This is a genomic window from Methylocystis sp. SC2, assembly GCF_000304315.1.
In the GTDB taxonomy this organism is placed as follows: Bacteria; Pseudomonadota; Alphaproteobacteria; order Rhizobiales; family Beijerinckiaceae; genus Methylocystis.
In genome coordinates this window covers 3620425-3634849 of the sequence record NC_018485.1, presented here as the reverse complement: position 1 = coordinate 3634849, position 14425 = coordinate 3620425, and the positions used below count along the sequence as shown (strand labels likewise).

The following is a 14425-nucleotide window of genomic DNA, read 5'->3' as shown; positions in this document are numbered from 1 at the left end:
ACACGCAGAACAATATTGTTTATCATTTACTTACATGCGCGACATCCTGTCGCATGCGCAATTGACTCAGCGCCAACTTATGCTAACCTCCCGCCTGCGTCGAAATGACGCGCCCATGGGATGAGAATGCGCCGGCGGACAAGGCGCGACTCAGGGAACGAAAATAAGAGGAGTGAAGAACGATGGCTCAGAAAGAACTCGAAATCACGACGAACACCTACATCTTCGCTGGCATCGGCGCCGTGATCCTCGGCGGTCTCGCGTCTGTCGCGCTTGGCGGCCTTCCGAACACGATCGCGGCGGCTGTCGTCGGCGCTCTGGCTGGCGGCTGCCTCGGACTCTTCTTCTAGACCTAAGCGACATAGCGGGGCGCGGAAAGTTTCGGCCTTCCGCCCCCGACGCGAAGCCGGCAGTCGTAAAGACTGCTGGCTTCTCTTTTTGGGCCGTTCCTTCGGCATCTTTTATAGGGACGCCGTCGTCGCGCTCGCCGGCCAGATTTCTCGAGCGCGTTCACGCAGAACATATTTGCGAATCTTCCCCGTCGAGGTCTTCGGCAACTCGCAAAAGACGACGTGGCGCGGGCATTTGAAATGGGCCAGATGCTGACGCGTCCAGTCGATCAGCTCCTCCGCGCTCGCCTGTTCGCCATCCTTCAGCTCGACGAAGGCGCAAGGCGTTTCGCCCCATTTGTCGTCAGGGGCGGCGACCACCGCGACGGCGCGCACCTTGGGATGGCGAAACAGCGCGTCTTCGACCTCGATCGAGGAAATATTTTCGCCGCCCGAAATGATGATGTCCTTCGAGCGATCCCTCAGCTGAATGTATCCGTCGGGATGGCGCACGCCCAGATCGCCTGAATGAAACCAGCCGCCGTGGAAGGCTTTCTCCGAGGCGCCCTTGTTCTTCAGATAGCCCTTCATCACGACGTTGCCGCGGAACATGACCTCGCCCATCGTCGCGCCGTCGCGCGGCACTGGCTGCATGGTGTCCGGGTTGATCACGTCGAGATTTTCGAGGACGAGATAGCGCACGCCTTGGCGGGCCTTCATTTGCGCCTGTGCGCCGCCGTCGAGCGAATCCCAGTCGTCGTGCCATTCATTGACGGCGGCAGGGCCATAGGTCTCGGTCAGTCCATAAAGATGCGTAACTTCGAATCCGGCCGCCTTCATGCCGGCGAGCACCGCCTGCGGCGGCGGCGCGGCGGCGGTAAAGAAGCGGGCGGCCCGCTTCAGCGGCTTCTTTTCCGATTCCCTCGCGTTGAGAAGCGTCGACATGACGATCGGCGCGCCGCACAGATGCGTGACGCCGTGCTCCGCCATCAACTCGTAAATGTGGCCGGCGCGCACCTGTCGCAGACAGACATGAGTTCCGGCGTTGACCGAAATCGACCAGGGGAAGCACCAGCCGTTGCAATGGAACATCGGCAGCGTCCACAGATAGATCGGGTGGCGGCCCATGTCGCCGGTGAGGACGTTGCCAAGCGCGGTCAGATAGGCGCCGCGATGATGATAGACGACGCCTTTCGGATCGCCCGTCGTTCCGGAGGTGTAATTGAGCGAGATCGCATCCCATTCGTCTCCCGGCGGCGACCATTGATAATCGGCGTCGCCAGACCGCAGGAACTCCTCATAGTCGACGGCGCCCAGCGGCTCGCCGGGCCCGTCATATTCCGGATCGCTGTAGTCGATGATCAAGGGCCGCGCCTTCGCGAGCGCCAGCGCCTCGCGAATGACGTCTGAGAACTCCCGATCGACGATCAGCGCCTTCGCCTCGGCATGATCGAGCGTGAAGGCGAGGATCGACGCGTCAAGCCGCGTGTTCAGCGTGTTGAGCACCGCGCCCATCATCGGAACGGCGTAGTGGCATTCAAGCATCGCCGGCGTGTTCGCGAGCATGACGGAGACGGTGTCGCCGCGACCAAGCCCCGCCTTCTCCAGCGCGCTCGCGAGCCGCAGGCTGCGGGCGTAAAAATCGCGATAATTGCGCCGCAGCTGGCCGTGCGCGATCGCGATGCGGTCAGGAAAGACGGCTGCGGCGCGCTCCAGAAAGGTGATCGGAGTCAGCGACTGGAAATTGGCGGGATTTCGTTCGAGGTCGCGATCATAAGGCGAGTCGGTCATCCGGAGAGTCCAAAGGTTCGCCAGCGAGAATAGGATCACGGCGAAAACGACTTCGCCAGCGCGATATGCGTAGCGTCCGCGCGGCTAAGCTCTGTGTGAAAGATACGCGCGAGCTACCGGTTGATCAATTGGCGCTCGCGCGAAGACTAGCGTCGTCACTCGCCGAAATCGACGTCCTTGAGTCGTCCGAACACGCGATCGGCGTCGAAATTATCTTCATCGTCCGGCGGCGCCGCTGGCTTGGCCTTGCCGAAGACGTCCTCGGTCGTGGACGGCTCGGGCCGCGGACTGGTGGTGACGCTGGCAGGGACCAGCGTCTGGCCCTGATCCTCCACGGTCGCCGGCTTGTCCTTCGCCGCGCGATTGACCTCGAAGTCGAGATCGATCTGCGAGCAAAGCCCGAGCGTCACCGGATCCATCGGCGTCAGCGCCGCGGAATTCCAGTGGGTGCGCTCGCGGATCGCCTTCAGCGTCGTCTTTGTGGTGCCGACGAGACGCATGACCTGGGCGTCCTTCAGCTCCGGATGATTGCGCACGAGCCATAGAATCGCGTTCGGCCGGTCCTGGCGGCGCGAGAGGGGCGTATAGCGCGGACCGCGCGCCTTCTTGACCTCCGGCACGACGACCTTGGAGACGGAGAGATGGAGGCGATGGGCCGGGTTTTTCTCGGCCTTTTCGATCTCCTCGCGCGTGAGCTGCCCGGAGGTGATCGGATCATGGCCGCGAATTCCAGCCGCGACCTCGCCGTCGGCGATGCCCTTCACCTCGAGCGGATGCAGTTTGCAGAAATCGGCGATCTGATCGAACGTCAATGATGTATTTTCGACGAGCCAAACGGCCGTGGCCTTCGGCATCAGCGGGGCGTTGCCCATCTGCAAACTCCTTGATCAGGCATGGGGGCGACGTCCGGCGCCGCGCCGCCCGGCGCCAGCGACCCACAGAACGACCGTCCATGTTGGGATTTCGCCTATATAATCCGCCGCCGCCTAAAGCGCAATCAAGCCGGAAGCTCCCGCTCAAACGCCGCCAACTCGGCAAGCGCTCATGCGGGGTCCTGCTCGCGGGCGTGCGCCGGGCGCAATCCGCGCAAATGCGCCGGCAACAATTCGCCGATCGTTTCGCCGATGGCGGCGCCATAGCGGTGAAACAGGAGGCCGAAGACGATGAGCAGAACGCCGATGCCCGACAGCGCGAAGGGGAAAAGGATCGAATCCTTGAAAACGCTGCCAGCGAGATAGCTCAGATAGGTCGTAACGCCAACGGCGCCGAATACAGCATAGACGCGGCGCATCAGGAAGATCGACAGAAAAATCAGTCCCACGTTGACGCCGCAGTAGAGCGCCTTGCCCAATTCGTCGCCGCTGTGCTGCGCGGTCAATCCGCCCCAAAAGGCCAGCAGCCCGAAGAGATGCAGCCAGAAGGCGAAATCGCCGTTCCGCCACCGCTTAAGATCGACGAGCCAGGCGACGGCGAGAACGACGAGGCCAAAATACATGCTCACCGTCGCCCGCTGATCCCATGAAAATTCTGCGATTCCCATCAGCCAGGGCGTCAGATCCATCGACATGAACCAGAGCGCGAAGGCGATGATCATGACGAGGAACGGAAAGGGAAAGGCGAGCAGCGCGACAGACGCCGCGCCGATCGTTCCAAGCTCCATGGGGAGCCAGCTCGATTGAATCCAAATGTAGAAGTCCCGGTAGTGCCGCGCCTCCCCCGCCGGACTGACGTCATACATCGACTGCAGCGCGAAGATCGCGAGCGGCGCCATGCCGACCGCGCAGGCGATGAGCAGCCCGCCCGGCGTATGCAGGTCGCGCTTACGCCAAAGATAAGCGCCGGCGAAGGCGAACAGGACCGCGTAGACGATCGCGGTGACCAGCAGCGCCTTATCGCCCCAAAGGCCAAAGGCCGTCGTCGAGAACATGCCCATGGCGCCGAGCACGATCAGCGCGCCGGCGTACCAAAGCAGGTTGACGACGTCATAGCGCGGCGCCTGGGAGGTCGCCTCCGCTGCGGCCGCGCGCCGCGACGCGAGAAAATGCGACAGCCGCTCGAAGGACGACGCGTCAATCGCGCCGGCGTCGCGGGCGGCCGCGAGATCGTCAATGGTGAACCGAATCTTCATGGCGCTGCTCCTTTGCGGCGACAGTCATATGCCGCGCTACGGAAAAAACTTTGTGCAAACGCACAAGAGCGTAGCCGTTCCGAGCCAATTTGACAGCCGCCGCCGCTTGCGCCCATCTAACGCCGGCGCCCATGACGCGAAGGATGAAATGCAACAGAGAACTTCGGGCCTTACCTACGCCGGCGCCGGCGTCGACATCGACGCGGGCAATCGGTTCGTCGACATGATCCGTCCCGCCGTGCGCTCGACGCGGCGCTCCGGCGCCGACGGCGAGATCGGCGGCTTCGGCGGCGTGTTCGATCTCAAGGCGGCCGGATTTTCCGATCCTGTCCTCGTCGCGGCAAACGACGGCGTCGGCACCAAGGTGAAGATCGCGATCGAATCCGGTCTGCACGAAACGATCGGAATCGATCTCGTCGCCATGTGCGTCAACGACCTCGTCGTTCAGGGCGCCGAGCCGCTTTTCTTCCTTGATTATTACGCGGCGGGCAAACTCGACCCCGCCGTCGCGGCGTCGGTGGTGAAGGGCGTCGCCGCCGGTTGCGTAGAGGCGGGATGCGCCCTGCTTGGCGGCGAGACCGCCGAAATGCCGGGCCTCTATGCGCGCGGCGACTATGACCTCGCCGGATTCGCGGTCGGCGCCGCAGAGCGCAATCGCCTTCTCCCCCGCGACGTCCACGCCGGGGACGTCCTTTTCGGACTCCCCTCCTCCGGCGTCCATTCCAATGGCTATTCGCTCGTGCGCAGCGTTGTGAAGCACGCTGGACTCGCGTGGAGCGCCACCGCGCCTTTCGCGCGCGACCTCAATCTGGCCAAGGCGCTGTTGACGCCGACCCGCATCTACGTGAAGCCCCTGCTCGCGGCCTTGAAGGCGACGCCGCACATCGTCGCCCTCGCCCATATCACCGGCGGCGGCTTTCCCGACAACCTCCCACGCGTGCTGCCCAGCGGGCTCGGCGTCGCGCTCGACCTGTCGACGTTCGCGCCGCCGCCGGTTTTCCGTTGGCTCGCCGAGACAGGCGGCATCGCGGCGAGCGAGATGCTGCGCACCTTCAACTGCGGAATCGGCATGGTGGTGGTGGCCTCCGAGCCCGCCGCCGGCGAGGTGGAGTCGGCGTTGCGCGCCGTCGCCGAGAAGCCCGTGCGCATCGGCAAAGTCGTCGAGACCGACGGCGAGCGGGTCGTGACGCATGGGACGCTGACGTTGTGACGCGGCTACGCACCGCGATTCTCATCTCGGGGCGCGGCTCAAACATGGACGCGCTGATCGCCGCCGCCAGGGACCCCAGCTTTCCGGCTGAAATCGCCCTTGTGCTTTCCAATCGCCCCGATGCGCCGGGCCTCGCCAAGGCGAAGGCCGCCGGCGTCGCGACGGCCGCGGTCGACCACAAGATTTATGCCGGACGCGAGGAATTCGAGCGTTCGCTGCAATTGGTGCTGGAAACCTATCGCATCGAATTCATTTGCCTCGCAGGCTTTCTGCGCATGTTCACGCCCTGGTTCGTCGGCCTCTGGCGCGGGCGCATGCTCAACATTCACCCTGCCCTGTTGCCCTCCTATCGCGGACTCGACACGCATGCGCGCGCGCTGGCCGACGGCGTAAAGATTCACGGCGCCACCGTGCATTTCGTCGTGCCGGAAATGGACGAAGGTCCGATCGTCGCGCAGGCCGCCGTGCCCGTGCTCGACGACGACACGCCGCAGACGCTCGCCGCACGCGTCCTCGCCCAGGAGCATGTCATCTATCCGATGGCGCTGCGGCTGGTCGCGTCCGGCGCCGTGCGGATCGAAGGCAATCGCGTGCTCGGCGCGCCTGCGGCGCATGAATCGGCGCTTATCGTTCCTGACGCCGCTGCGGCGCGCTAAGGAGGATTTCATGACGATCACGCTGTATTGCTTCCGCCCCGCCGCCGGACTGCCGGACGCATCGCCTTTCGTGACGAAAGCGATGGTGCTCTTAAAGATCGCTGGCCTCGACTATGTCGAAGACCGCAGCGGCTTTTCGAAAGCGCCGAAAGGCAAGCAACCCTACATCGACGACGCCGGCGAAATCATCGCCGATTCGACCTTCATCCGATTCCATATCGAAAATAAATACGGCGTGGACTTCGACGCGCAATTGAGCGCCACGCAAAAGGCGATCGGCTGGTGCGTCGAGAAGATGTGCGAAGAACATCTCTATTGGGTCATCGTCCATGCGCGTTGGATGGATGACGCCAATTTCAACCGCGGTCCGGCGCGCTTCTTCGAAAGCGTGCCCGCCCTCGCGCGCCCGCTGGCGAAATGGTTCATTCGCCGCAAGATCGCCAAATCGATTTGGGCGCAGGGCATGGGCCGTCACCGCCCGTCGGAAATCGACGCGCTCGGCGTGCGCGACATCGAGGCGCTCGCGACGCTGATCGGCGACAAGCCCTATCTCTTCGGCGATGCGCCCTGCGGCGCCGACGCCACGGTCTTCGCGTTCGTCGCGTCGGTTTTATCGCCGATGTCGGAGAGCGCCGTTCGCGACGCGGCGCTGGCGGAACCCAATCTTGTCGCCTATCGCGACAGGATGATGAGCGCCTATTTCTCCACCGCGCCCTGAGACGATTGCTTCCGAGACGGTCGCCGGCTTACCCGATCGATGGCGCGGATCCCAACGGGCCGTAGTGATCGCGGCCTGTCCAGCGTTTCAGCAGCGACCACTTCAAGCCGACGGGCCTGCGCAACTCGCTCGTGTAAAGCGGTTCGTGATTGTCGGCCGTCCATGGCGTCCGCCATACGCCGTAAGGCGCCAATTCCGGTCGTGCGCCATTTTGAAGAATCTCTTCGACCTTGGCGCGATCGAGCGAGAGCGAAGACGCAATGCCGGACGGCGTGCGCAAATCGAAATTCGGATCGACCAACGCCGCAAGCACGGCGCGCGTATTATCATCCGCTTGCGCCGTTTCGTCAGCGAATGCGATCTGGCCGCGCGCAAGAAGTTCAGATTCGACGCCATAGTGCAGCTTCGAAAGCATCCAGTTGCGACCCGCAAGGCCTCCCGCACGCCAGCGCAGCGCGAATTTGAGCACATATCTCAACGGCCAGAACTTCACCTGATCATCGACGACGCGCTTCACCACGGCGTCAAAGCGCGCATTGAAAAACTCCATCAGCTTGGCGAATTCGGCCTGCGTCATCTGCGGCCATTTCGGTTCGGGAACGTCTTTGTTTGCCGAACCGAACAAGGGCAACAGGCAGTTGGCGGGGATTGTGTCGGCATGCACCGTCGTCACGCCCTCCACCATGTCGCCGCCACGCCATCCGGCAAAGATTTGCGAACCTTGAGGCAGCGCAAAATAGCGGCGCAGAAACGCCTGGCAGTTGCGCCGGCCGAGTTGGAAATCATGATCGCGAAATTGACGGGCGAAAAAGCCGCCGAAGCCGCCGATGGCCCCGCTCGCAATCGTGAACGGGCGTCCGTCGCGCACCGGACTGATCATGAAGCGGCTCCCGATGTCGGGATCAAGCGCCAGCACCAGTTCGCTCAGCTTGAAGCGCGCCTGGTTTTTCCAGGCTGGAATGAGCGCCCGCAGAATCGAGATGACGTCAACATCCGGCTTATCGGCGGTAAGCATTTCCGGCGGATCGGGAAATGGCGCAACCATGATGACGGCGCGTTTCGCCGTCAGAACGTCCCGCTCGTTAGGCGCGCCGAGTTCCTCCATCAGCGTAAATCGCGCATATTCGAAAGGATCGTTGTTGATCACCCCGCCGTCGACCGTGACGAAGGGGTTGTAGCCGTTGGGGTCGTCGAATTCCTCCCATTTCGGCCAATAGGGCGCCAGCACACGCTTCCCAGACTTGAGCGACACGACTTGGCGCGCGGCGAGCGTCGGCTCGGGAAAAAGCCGGTCGCGATAATCATTGAGCGGCAATGATAACAGACGCGGCGAAAGCCCTATCGGAAAGGCTGACGACGCAAGCGCGCAAACGGCGAAGTCACGCCAGGGCCCTTTCGTTGACGTTGCCGCATCGGCGTCTTTCAGCGCGTCTTTCTTGAGCAGGATCGAATAGTCGTTGTCGGCGAAGACGCTCGACGTTTTCCAACTCCCGAGCCCCTGCACCCGAAAATGCGCCCGATCCCCATGGGTCAGCATGCCGTAGCGGGAGTTGCCGAAGGTGATCGAATAGGGCGTGCCGCGCAGATTGCCGAGCGTCATATACACATGCAAAGTCTGCGACACGTAGGAGCGCGGCGGAGCCGTTTCTGCTGTCGCAAGCACATTCTGCGCGATCTCGTCGAGCACCGCCGTATTGAGCAGCGCGCAAAGCGGCTTGCCGTTTCGCCAGTTGGGCGGTGGCGCCTCGCTCGCCGCGAAATAGTCGGGAACCCCTACCGTAGGCGTATCCTTGTCTTCTCGGACGTCGAACGTCTCCAGCATGCCGAAGCCGAGACGCGCGCCTTCCGGGGACAGGCGGGGAAGCAATGACGGGCGCACGACCCAGGCGTCGTATAGCTTCGGCAGCCAGCACTTCACCTTTTGCGCATCGGGCGGAACGTTGAGGAACAGCGTTTCCTCATCTTCTCGCGTGAATGGTTCGAACTGCGCCTGCGTCGCCATCGACAAAACGCCGATCGCGGCGGTGATCGCGCCAGCCGAGGCGCCGGTGAGCACCTTCAGGCCCACCGAATGTCGCGGTAGGATGCGGTCCGCCTCTTCCACGGTGACATCGCCCTTCGCCAACGAGGCGGCGACCTCGGCTTTCTTATTCTCCCATTCGTCAAGCGCCTGAATCAGGAAGTCGAACACGCCGGCTGTGTAGGCTCCGGCGCTAATCGCGCCAGACATCGAAACCCCGATTTCGAAAACATTCGCATCCGAAGCGCGGTCAAGAATTTTCGCATCCGCAGCGCGGTCGATTACGGCTTCGCTCATTTCTGGCCTCTAAAAACGTGATGAAATAGCGCAACAGTCGCGCCGCCGATAAAATACACAATAATATCACGCTTCTGTAACACACGCGTCAAAGCCCGACCAGCAGCGCTGGCCGGGCTCACAATTTATCCGTCGTGGAGAGCTTAACCGACGATCTCATTGCCGGAAAAGAACTGCGCGATCTCCACGGCCGCGGTTTCCGGCGCGTCTGAGCCGTGCACCGAATTCTCGCCGACGCTCAGCGCATGTTCCTTGCGAATCGTTCCCGGCGCGGCGTTCGCGGGATTGGTCGCGCCCATAACTTCGCGGTAGCGGGCGATGGCGTTCTCGCCTTCAAGGACCTGCACGACGACGGGCTCGGAAATCATGAAGTCGACGAGTTCGCCGAAAAACGGCCGCTCCTTATGCACAGCATAAAATGTTTCCGCCTGCTCGCGCGTCATGCGGATGCGCTTCTGAGCGACGATGCGCAGGCCCGCCTCTTCGATCAGCGCGTTGATCTTGCCTGTGAGATTGCGCTTCGTCGCGTCGGGCTTGAGGATGGAAAAAGTGCGTTCGATCGCCATAGGAGCGCGTCGCCTCGTCGTTGGAGCATGGTGTGGGCGTCGCGCTTATATCGGTCGCTTGGCAAGGCGGCAAGCCTACATCGCCTCGGCCTTTTCGACTTCGCTGCCCGTTGGCGAGGGCCGGAACCTCGTCGCCGGATCGTTGCGATCGATCCGCCAATTGGGATGGTGGAAATGCAGGACGTGATCGCCGTTGTAGGAGGCGACGGCGTTGTCGAAGGTCAGCGCGCCGATCCGCCGCCAGTTGCGGAACGTCCCCTTCTTGAATCCGGTGCGGCCGGTGACTTCGCCATCCTCGGTGACCTCGATGGTGAAAACGATCTCGCGCCTCGGCGTCGGGTCGCCCTTGTCGAACATCATCGCCAGCAATTCATCGCGTGAATCGAGTCCCTCTCCTTCAATTCGCGGATGACCCGGCGCAAGCTTTAAGCGCATGAAGCGCGGCGCTCGGGTGGGAATGTCGCGAGGCTTGCCGAGCTCGGCGACTTCGTGGAGCTGCCGCTCGGTCGGATCCTTATCGGTGATCGCGAACACGATGCCCGCCGTCATGACGATGGGCGACGTCGCCCAATCATTTGAGAGAGTGACGTTCGGCGCATTGACGAAATCGACATCGTTGATGTAGCGCGTCGAGGCGCCGACGATGTCGTCGATCGTGAAGAAGTTCGCCGTCTGCAACGGCTCCTTATGGTCTGGGTCGGTCGTCGGAAAGAGCTTGCCGGCGATGCCCTGCCCGCGCGGTTTGCCGCGCTTCACCGCCCCGCCGTTGGAATAGCGCGCGACGACAAGCGCCTTGCTGCCCTTCTGGAAATAGCCGGTGTAGCCGCTGTCCTCGGTAATTTCCCAGAGGCCCGTCAGAACGACGCCCCAGGGATGCACGATGCGTCTGAAGCCTTTTTTATCGGGCCCCCACCTCAGATCGCTGCGCGCGTCGACCGATCGCTCGGCGGCCTGCCTCAAAAAGTGCCGGCCCCGCCAAAGCACGCGCAACATGTCGAAAAAAGTCGGCATCACGAAGGGGAGCGGCGGCTCGCCGGGCGCGCCCCAGACCTTTTGATAGGGATTGGCGAACACCGCGTCGCGCACGTCGCTGAATCGCGAACCGGGATAGACACGGTCTTCATCGACCAATTCAATCGCGCCGAAATCATTCGGGCCCATGGCATGCCCCCTCATTCAAACAATTTAGAGAAAACCGGCCCCTCTCAGCAGGCGACTTTATCGGCCCCCATCCGATTGTCCAGCTTTGCTTGTCAGACATAGGCGCGCGCGACGCCGATGAACTCCTTGGCCGTCAAACTCGCGCCGCCAACCAGCGCGCCGTCGACATTGGCGACATGCATCAATTCGCGGGCGTTCGACGGCTTGACCGAGCCGCCGTAGAGAATGCGCACGTCGCCGCTCTTGCCGCCGCCGAGCCGAGCTTCGATCCGCTCGCGCGCGAAGGCATGCATTTCGGCGACGTCATCGACGGTTGGCGTCAAGCCTGTGCCGATCGCCCAGACCGGCTCATAGGCGACGACGATATGCGCAGGCGCATCGGCGGGAAGCGAGCCCGCGATCTGCGCGCCGACGACGCTCAACGCCTCGCCTGCCTCTCGCTCGACGCGCGTTTCGCCGACGCAAATGATCGGCGTAAGTCCGGCGCGCAGGGCGGCGGCGGCCTTCGCCCGCACGTCGGCGTCGCTCTCGCCATGGTCGGAACGACGTTCACTGTGGCCGACGATGACAAAGGACGCGCCGGCGTCCTTGAGCATCTCGGCGGAAATATCGCCCGTGTGAGCGCCGCTGGCTTCGGCATGGCAGTTCTGCCCGCCAAGGCCCAAGCCGCCGCGCGTCGCAATCTCGCGCGCGAGGGCGATCAGCGTGGCCGGCGGACAGACGATCAGTTCGGCGCGCGCGCGCAGCGCGTCGTCATAGGCGGCGCCCATCGCCTCGATCTCGGCCAGCGAGGCGCGCAGCCCGTTCATTTTCCAATTTCCGGCGACGAGCGGACGACGGGTCATGCGAAATGCTCCTGACAATACGCCTGGGTAACAGAGCTAAGGGCGCGCAACAATGCGGGCGCGCGCCCATGGACTGTCATTGCGCCGTCATTTATTTCGATATATCTAGATTCATGGAAATAGAAGCGGCTCTCGCCTGTCTGTCCGCGCTTTCGCAGCCGACGCGGCTCGAGACCTTCCGTTTGCTCGTCCGGCACGAGCCCGAGGGTCTGCCGGCCGGCGACGTCGCGCGGGCGCTCTGCGTTCCGCAAAACACGCTCTCCGCCCATCTCAACGTCCTTTCGCAGGCGAAGCTGGTCATCAGCGCCCGTACGGGCCGCAGCATCGTCTATCGGGCGGATCTTTCACGGCTGAATGCGCTGGCGCGCTTCCTCGCCGAAGATTGTTGCGGCGGCGCGCCATGCGCGCCCGCCGACGCTCTTGCACGCATCAAATGTGAGTCTCGCCAATGACAGACAGAATCTATAATGTGCTGTTCCTCTGCACCGGCAACAGCGCGCGTTCGATCATGGCCGAAGCGCTGCTGCGCGCGCGCGGCGCCGGCCGGTTCAACGTTTTTTCCGCCGGCAGCCATCCCAAGGGCGAAGTGAACCCTTACGCGCTCAAGACGCTGGAGACGATGGGCCTTCCTACCGAGGGCTATCGGTCCAAGAATTGGAACGAGTTCGCCGGCCCGGACGCGCCCCGCATGGACTTTGTCTTCACCGTCTGCGACAGCGCGGCCGGCGAAGCCTGTCCAGCGTGGCCCGGTCAGCCGATGACCGCGCATTGGGGCATCGAAGACCCCGCGGCGGTCGAAGGAAGCGACATAGAAAAGCAGCGCGCCTTCGCCACGGCCTTCCGCTATCTACGCAACCGCGTCGATCAGTTCTGCGCGATTCCGCTGCATCGCCTCGACAAACTCGCGCTCAGCCAGCGCCTGCGCGAGATCGGCGAGATGGAAGGCGCAACTTCGCCGAACACGGTCGCGGAGTAAGTCATGACCATCTTCGAACGCTATCTCTCGCTCTGGGTGGCGCTCTGCATCGTCGCCGGCGTCGCGCTTGGGCATTTTCTGCCGGGCGTGTTCCACGCCATTGGCGCGATGGAGGTCGCGAAGGTCAATTTGCCCGTCGCGGCGCTCATCTGGCTGATGATCACGCCGATGCTGATGAAGATCGACTTCGCCGCGCTTGCGGAAGTCGGGCGTCACTGGCGCGGGATCGGCGTCACGCTCGCCGTCAACTGGGCGATAAAACCCTTTTCCATGGCGCTGCTCGGATGGATTTTCATCGGCTATCTGTTTCGACCCTATTTGCCGGCGGACCAGATCGACTCCTATATCGCGGGCCTGATCCTGCTCGCGGCGGCCCCTTGCACCGCCATGGTGTTCGTGTGGTCGAATCTCACCAAGGGCGAGCCACATTTCACGCTGAGCCAGGTCGCGCTCAATGACGCGATCATGATCGTCGCTTTCGCGCCCATCGTCGGGTTGCTGCTTGGACTGTCCTCGATCGTCGTGCCCTGGGACACGCTGTTTCTCTCGGTGGTCCTCTACATCCTCGTTCCGGTGATCGTCGCCCAATTCGCCCGCAAACGGCTGCTCGCGGCGAGCGGCGAAAAGGGTCTCGCCAGGACGCTCGCGCAGATCGGCCCGGCGTCGCTCATCGCGCTGCTCGCGACGCTCGTTCTGCTCTTTGGTTTTCAGGGGGAACAGATCATCCGGCAACCCGCGATCATCGCCATGCTCGCGGCGCCGATACTGATCCAGGTCTATTTCAACGCCGGACTCGCCTATCTGCTCAATCGCGCGGCGGGAGAGGCGCATTGCGTCGCCGGCCCTTCGGCGCTGATCGGGGCGAGCAATTTCTTCGAACTGGCGGTCGCGGCGGCCATCAGCCTGTTCGGCTTTGACTCTGGCGCGGCGCTCGCCACCGTTGTCGGCGTGCTGATCGAAGTTCCAGTGATGCTGAGCGTCGTCTGGATCGTCAATCGGAGCAAGGGCTGGTATGAGCGCGGAGCGCTTCGATCGGCCGATCGAATCTCCGCGCCCATCGATCTGCCCTAAAGATCAGCAGAGGCGATAGCCATACGCCGCAAGCTGGCGGCCGGTGATGCGCATCATGGGCGCCGGAGCTTGATTGCCGTGGCGTCGCACATGCGCCATGAAGGCCTGGCGCAGCCGGGGCTTATAATGCGCGGCGAAGACCGCGGTCATGCGCGGATCGACGACGCCCCCCTCGGGCCCGCCAAACCAGGGCGCATGGAAGCCGAAAACCGCGCCTTCGGAGACACAGGACTGAGGATTCGCCAGGTAAAGCGTGCATGAGGAATCGCATTCGGTCGGGCCAATCCGGATCGGCTCGCCCCGAGCGCGCGCCCGCGCAAGCCTGGCTTCATATTGCTCCACGCGTCCGCCATAATCCGGGGCCATGACATCGAAAGCATTCGCGGGCGCAGTCAAAAGTACAAGCGTCATCGTTCCTGCAAGACCAAGAGATCGCAGCATAGGATTTCCTTTTGGGGCGCTCGTAAGGGGCGGCCGCGCCGCCCACTGCTGTCAGGGCTCAGTCGACCGAGCGCATGTCTCGGGCCCATTTGGAAGGGGAAGGGCTATAACCGCGCCTCTTCCAGCTTCAGCGTTCCTTTTTTAAACAAGCGATATCTGTAGTGCAAGCAGGGCCTTAACTTTATGGTTAAAAATTTTTGTAGATTGCGCTTGGCG

The 14425-nt window shown here is 62.9% G+C and carries 15 protein-coding genes; 7 read left to right on the top strand and 8 right to left on the bottom strand.

Features of this window, described 5'->3' with window-relative positions; genetic code table 11:
• The first annotated feature begins 182 nt into the window (after positions 1-182).
• Entirely contained in the window at positions 183-350 is a 168-nt protein-coding gene (locus BN69_RS19605) for a hypothetical protein (protein WP_014892999.1), read from the top strand.
• Between the two features lie 111 nt (positions 351-461).
• Here BN69_RS19605 and BN69_RS17555 read toward each other — a convergent pair whose 3' ends face one another.
• The 3 genes from BN69_RS17555 to BN69_RS17545 form a co-directional block, all read right to left on the bottom strand.
• The gene (locus tag BN69_RS17555) at positions 462-2120 is read right to left on the bottom strand and encodes an acyl-CoA synthetase (protein ID WP_014892998.1); all 1659 of its coding nucleotides are present in this window, start codon (positions 2118-2120) and stop codon (positions 462-464) included.
• Positions 2121-2275: 155 nt separating this feature from the next.
• Positions 2276-2992 (bottom strand): DUF1013 domain-containing protein, encoded by a 717-nt coding sequence (locus BN69_RS17550; protein ID WP_014892997.1) that lies wholly within the window; start codon positions 2990-2992, stop codon positions 2276-2278.
• A gap of 170 nt (positions 2993-3162) precedes the next feature.
• Positions 3163-4248 carry a DUF2157 domain-containing protein gene (locus tag BN69_RS17545; protein ID WP_014892996.1) on the bottom strand — a complete coding sequence of 362 codons (1086 nt, stop codon included), beginning with the start codon at positions 4246-4248 and terminating at the stop codon, positions 3163-3165.
• A gap of 148 nt (positions 4249-4396) precedes the next feature.
• Between BN69_RS17545 and purM the strand changes: the two genes are divergently transcribed.
• From purM to BN69_RS17530, 3 genes are read left to right on the top strand one after another with little or no spacing between them, the layout of a single operon-like run.
• Complete coding sequence (gene purM / locus BN69_RS17540) at positions 4397-5458, top strand: phosphoribosylformylglycinamidine cyclo-ligase (protein ID WP_173370398.1); 1062 nt, start codon at positions 4397-4399, stop codon at positions 5456-5458.
• Complete coding sequence (gene purN / locus BN69_RS17535; protein ID WP_041927030.1) at positions 5455-6114, top strand: phosphoribosylglycinamide formyltransferase; 660 nt, start codon at positions 5455-5457, stop codon at positions 6112-6114. Before purM ends, purN begins: the two co-directional genes overlap by 4 nt.
• Before the next feature lie 10 nt (positions 6115-6124).
• Complete coding sequence (locus BN69_RS17530) at positions 6125-6832, top strand: glutathione S-transferase family protein (protein WP_014892993.1); 708 nt, start codon at positions 6125-6127, stop codon at positions 6830-6832.
• A gap of 28 nt (positions 6833-6860) precedes the next feature.
• Here the strand turns inward: BN69_RS17530 and BN69_RS17525 are convergent, their stop codons facing one another.
• The 4 genes from BN69_RS17525 to tpiA all read right to left on the bottom strand — a co-directional run bounded on the left by BN69_RS17525 (position 6861) and on the right by tpiA (position 11721).
• Positions 6861-9149, bottom strand: a complete 2289-nt coding sequence (locus BN69_RS17525) for a patatin-like phospholipase family protein (RefSeq protein WP_014892992.1) — start codon at positions 9147-9149, stop codon at positions 6861-6863.
• A gap of 143 nt (positions 9150-9292) precedes the next feature.
• Complete coding sequence (gene ndk, locus BN69_RS17520) at positions 9293-9715, bottom strand: nucleoside-diphosphate kinase (protein WP_014892991.1); 423 nt, start codon at positions 9713-9715, stop codon at positions 9293-9295.
• A 75-nt stretch (positions 9716-9790) separates the two neighbouring features.
• Complete coding sequence (locus BN69_RS17515) at positions 9791-10876, bottom strand: hypothetical protein (protein ID WP_014892990.1); 1086 nt, start codon at positions 10874-10876, stop codon at positions 9791-9793.
• 92 nt (positions 10877-10968) lie between these two features.
• Entirely contained in the window at positions 10969-11721 is a 753-nt protein-coding gene (gene tpiA, locus BN69_RS17510; RefSeq protein ID WP_014892989.1) for a triose-phosphate isomerase, read from the bottom strand.
• A gap of 113 nt (positions 11722-11834) precedes the next feature.
• Between tpiA and BN69_RS17505 the strand changes: the two genes are divergently transcribed.
• From BN69_RS17505 to arsB, 3 genes are read left to right on the top strand one after another with little or no spacing between them, the layout of a single operon-like run.
• Positions 11835-12173 carry an ArsR/SmtB family transcription factor gene (locus tag BN69_RS17505; RefSeq protein WP_014892988.1) on the top strand — a complete coding sequence of 113 codons (339 nt, stop codon included), beginning with the start codon at positions 11835-11837 and terminating at the stop codon, positions 12171-12173.
• Complete coding sequence (locus BN69_RS17500; RefSeq protein WP_014892987.1) at positions 12170-12697, top strand: arsenate reductase ArsC; 528 nt, start codon at positions 12170-12172, stop codon at positions 12695-12697. The genes BN69_RS17505 and BN69_RS17500 overlap by 4 nt, the downstream gene beginning before the upstream one ends.
• 3 nt (positions 12698-12700) lie before the next feature.
• On the top strand, positions 12701-13768 hold the full coding sequence (gene arsB / locus BN69_RS17495) for an ACR3 family arsenite efflux transporter (RefSeq protein WP_014892986.1): 1068 nt from the start codon (positions 12701-12703) through the stop codon (positions 13766-13768).
• Positions 13769-13771: 3 nt separating this feature from the next.
• Here arsB and BN69_RS17490 read toward each other — a convergent pair whose 3' ends face one another.
• Positions 13772-14179: a hypothetical protein gene (locus BN69_RS17490; protein ID WP_148277308.1), complete on the bottom strand. Its 408-nt coding sequence runs from the start codon at positions 14177-14179 to the stop codon at positions 13772-13774.
• Between the last annotated feature and the right edge of the window lie 246 nt (positions 14180-14425).

Excerpts from the sequence above, each read along its gene's own strand:
- BN69_RS19605 (WP_014892999.1), top strand. The coding sequence starts at position 183 with ATGGCTCAGAAAGAACTCGAAATCACGACGAACACCTACATCTTCGCT.
- BN69_RS17555 (WP_014892998.1), bottom strand. The coding sequence starts at position 2,120 with ATGACCGACTCGCCTTATGATCGCGACCTCGAACGAAATCCCGCCAAT.
- BN69_RS17550 (WP_014892997.1), bottom strand. The coding sequence starts at position 2,992 with ATGGGCAACGCCCCGCTGATGCCGAAGGCCACGGCCGTTTGGCTCGTC.
- BN69_RS17545 (WP_014892996.1), bottom strand. The coding sequence starts at position 4,248 with ATGAAGATTCGGTTCACCATTGACGATCTCGCGGCCGCCCGCGACGCC.
- purM (WP_173370398.1), top strand. The coding sequence starts at position 4,397 with ATGCAACAGAGAACTTCGGGCCTTACCTACGCCGGCGCCGGCGTCGAC.
- BN69_RS17530 (WP_014892993.1), top strand. The coding sequence starts at position 6,125 with ATGACGATCACGCTGTATTGCTTCCGCCCCGCCGCCGGACTGCCGGAC.
- BN69_RS17525 (WP_014892992.1), bottom strand. The coding sequence starts at position 9,149 with ATGAGCGAAGCCGTAATCGACCGCGCTGCGGATGCGAAAATTCTTGAC.
- ndk (WP_014892991.1), bottom strand. The coding sequence starts at position 9,715 with ATGGCGATCGAACGCACTTTTTCCATCCTCAAGCCCGACGCGACGAAG.
- BN69_RS17515 (WP_014892990.1), bottom strand. The coding sequence starts at position 10,876 with ATGGGCCCGAATGATTTCGGCGCGATTGAATTGGTCGATGAAGACCGT.
- tpiA (WP_014892989.1), bottom strand. The coding sequence starts at position 11,721 with ATGACCCGTCGTCCGCTCGTCGCCGGAAATTGGAAAATGAACGGGCTG.
- BN69_RS17505 (WP_014892988.1), top strand. The coding sequence starts at position 11,835 with ATGGAAATAGAAGCGGCTCTCGCCTGTCTGTCCGCGCTTTCGCAGCCG.
- BN69_RS17500 (WP_014892987.1), top strand. The coding sequence starts at position 12,170 with ATGACAGACAGAATCTATAATGTGCTGTTCCTCTGCACCGGCAACAGC.
- arsB (WP_014892986.1), top strand. The coding sequence starts at position 12,701 with ATGACCATCTTCGAACGCTATCTCTCGCTCTGGGTGGCGCTCTGCATC.
- BN69_RS17490 (WP_148277308.1), bottom strand. The coding sequence starts at position 14,179 with ATGACGCTTGTACTTTTGACTGCGCCCGCGAATGCTTTCGATGTCATG.